Genomic DNA, 3,060 nt, shown 5'->3' on the forward strand with positions numbered 1-3,060 from the left:
CAAAAAGTGCTGGAGGATCAGGAGCGGGCGCAGATCAAAGACTGCCTGACAAACGGAAGGGTAATCCCGGACTTCCTTTTGCAGTATGAGGAATCCGACTGGGATTTTCTGATCCGGCTGGCCAGTCAGTTCCAGAGCTTCCTTGTCCCTGATTGCAGTGCGGATCATGGACGGGCTTATTTTGGGATTCCCCCGTATGAAGATGATTTTAACTTCAGCGAGGAAGAATATGAAACCATAAAGGATGTGGAGACCTATCATAAAGTTAATACGGACGGAGAACTGCTTCCACAGGAGATCATCAAATGGAACGTAAAAACAGGACATTCCTTCCATCTGGCTCAAAGGGGGACGTTTCGGGGACTCCGCTGCATGGTAACGGCGATCCGATACAGGGTGATTGCCGGAGAACTGTGCCGGTATTATGAACTAAGCCGTGAACAAGGAGTCCGATGCACACGGATGAAAAATGGCCATATCAACGGCATGAGCATCCCGGCTACGGTAAAGGAGCGTTCCGGCAACTGTGTGCGGGTGCATTTCCACATCGATCCGGTCTATGAGGCAGCGCCGAATCAGCGGTATTTTACGTTTGCCATCGAAAGCAGTTTTATTTACTGCATGCCGGAGGTTGGCAGCCAGGTGCATATTTACTTTCCTACCGATGAAGAAAAGGATGCGGTTGCGGTGCATGCAATCCGGACATCCGCCCCAGGGAAAGGAGGGACAGGGGGAGGCTATGCACAGAACCCCGATTATAAATCCTTTTCCAATGTAACAGGCGCACACCTTCTTCTGGCGCCTAAAGCTGCCCGGATATCGGCGGAAGAAGCTGCCGTGACAAGCGTCTGCCTGGATGGAGAGGGGAACGCATATATTCAGGGGAAGGAGATCCAGCTCCAGGCGGAGAAAGGCCTTTCTATGGGAGAATCCGCATCAGAGGAAGGGGGTCCGGCAAAGTCGATCTCAGTGATCAGTAAATCCATTTCCGCAAAATCCGGGGACTCTGGCATGGAGCTGTCGGAAGAAACGAAGATCCTGGCGGCCTTTGTCAAGCTGGAGGCCGCCGAGGGTCCAATGCCGGAGGGGATGGCATCGTCCTCAGAACTGATCGGGCAGATCACAGCCAACGACGCCGCGGATCGTGCATCTGTCAACAATGGCGTAAGCAGCCAGCTGGTAGAGAAATACCAGGAGGGAAAGACGAAGATCTTAAGCGGGGCGGCAAGGATTCTGACAACCGTAGCTACGGTTGGAGTAGCGGTCGCCCTGACGGTGGCTACCGGCGGAGCCGGGGCTTTGGTGGCCGGAACGATGATCGCTACCGGAGTGCTGGGAACGGCCAATATCGCCTTTGCTGCTGCGGATATCGCAGAAGGCTCCCAGGATGTCCGCAGCAGCCAGAGCGGCAACTTGAACGAGTCCTTTAATTTCATCAGGGACACGGCTGTGGAGGCCGTGTTCGGGGAGCATAAACAGCAGGTTTATAATTTCCTGAAAGCTGGCACTGAGATTGCCTTCGGCGTGGTAGCGGGAGCGGCGATCGGAAACGCAGGCATGATAAAGACAGGCGGACAGCTTGTCTGCGGCAGCCAGAAAGTAAAGAACCTCAAGGCAGCGGTACAAATAGGAGGCAATGTTGTAAACCAGGCGCTGAAGGACCTTGCGTATACAGGGAAGGTTGATGTAAAAGGCCTGGCATTCAATACGCTGCTTGGTCTGGGGCAGGGATATGCAGGCACAGCGGCAACCGGCAGAATCATGAATCAGCTTGGGCTGGGTGGAAATAACTCATTTGTTGCAAAAGGCGCCCAGGCGGTTGTAGGGACGCTGGTGGACACTGGTATGGACTGGGGGGCCAGCAGCCTGGCGGGGAGGGAGTTTGACCCCTGGCAGAGCCTGGCCCAGAATGGCTTTGCCAACTCCCTTACCGTCAGCGTCAGCGATCCGGTTGATGCGGTATGGGGACATTACCTGGTTCACGCCACCGACTTCGTTCTGGCAAGCCTGCCGGAGCCGGTGCGTCTGGAGCGGAGCTACCGGTCGGGCCGTCATAGAGACTCAGCGATGGGCCGGGGCTGGCTGTTTGCCTATGACAGCAGAATCTATAAGGATACAAACTATTCCGGGCAGGTTCACCTGGATACAGTGACAGGGCATTCCGTATGCTTTAAAAAGCAGGGGGAAGCCTGGGTAAACCAGAGTCCGGGAACCGAACGGTTTTCTCTTTATAAGGAGGAAGGGAGGTTCATTCTGGGGGACGCAGTCTCCCATACCCGCTGCATCTACGGGGAAAAGGGGCGTCTGGAGCAGATCCGGTATCCCAATCAGCTTCAGATGGGCTTATACTATGATGAGGAGGGGCTGTGCCGTATGGTGACGCCCCTGGGAAATAAGCTGGAGATTGTCAGCAGACATGGACGTATCCTGGAGATCACCGATGAAATAGGCCGGAAAACCCAGTACCGCTATGAGGGAGACCTGCTGACGGACGTCATCCACACGGATGAGGGAGTGACCCACTATGCGTATGACAAAGGCGGCTATATCACTTCGGAAACCAACCAGAACGGCATCCGCTATCTGGAGAACGAATATGACGCCAAAGGGCGGATCCTCCGTCAGACCTTTGAAAGCGGCGCATGCCAGACCTTCCGCTATGATGACAGGAAGTGCCAAAATACGGTTACCTATAGCGAGAATGGAACGACCGAACGATACGAATACGGCGCTGCCATGCTGCCGGAGCGGATCACCTATGAGGACGGGACCAGCACGGTGTACCGTTATTCTGAACAGAACCTCCTTATCAGCCAGACCAGCCGGACGGGTGCACAGACCCGCTGGGAGTACGACAGCCTTGGCAGGCGGATCAAAGAGACCGATCCCGAAGGGCTGACAACCCACTATGAGTATGACCACAGAGGGGACTTGATAAGAACCTGGGATACGGACGGAAGGGAAACCTGCACCGAATATGACAGCGGGCATAACCCTGTCCGAATCAGGGAACGGATCAGCGGCAGCCAGTGGAGGGAGAGGGCGTACCGGTACGATGGG

The 3,060-nt window shown here is 55.2% G+C and carries 1 protein-coding gene; it reads left to right on the forward strand.

Going from position 1 to position 3,060, the window contains the following annotated elements; translation table 11 throughout:
- Window positions 1-3,060 (forward strand): DUF6531 domain-containing protein (locus FYJ39_RS20155; protein ID WP_154474093.1); only part of this gene is annotated, 3,060 nt, incomplete at both ends.

Origin of the sequence: Clostridium porci (assembly GCF_009696375.1) — a bacterium.
Classification (GTDB): domain Bacteria; phylum Bacillota; class Clostridia; order Lachnospirales; family Lachnospiraceae; genus Enterocloster; species Enterocloster porci.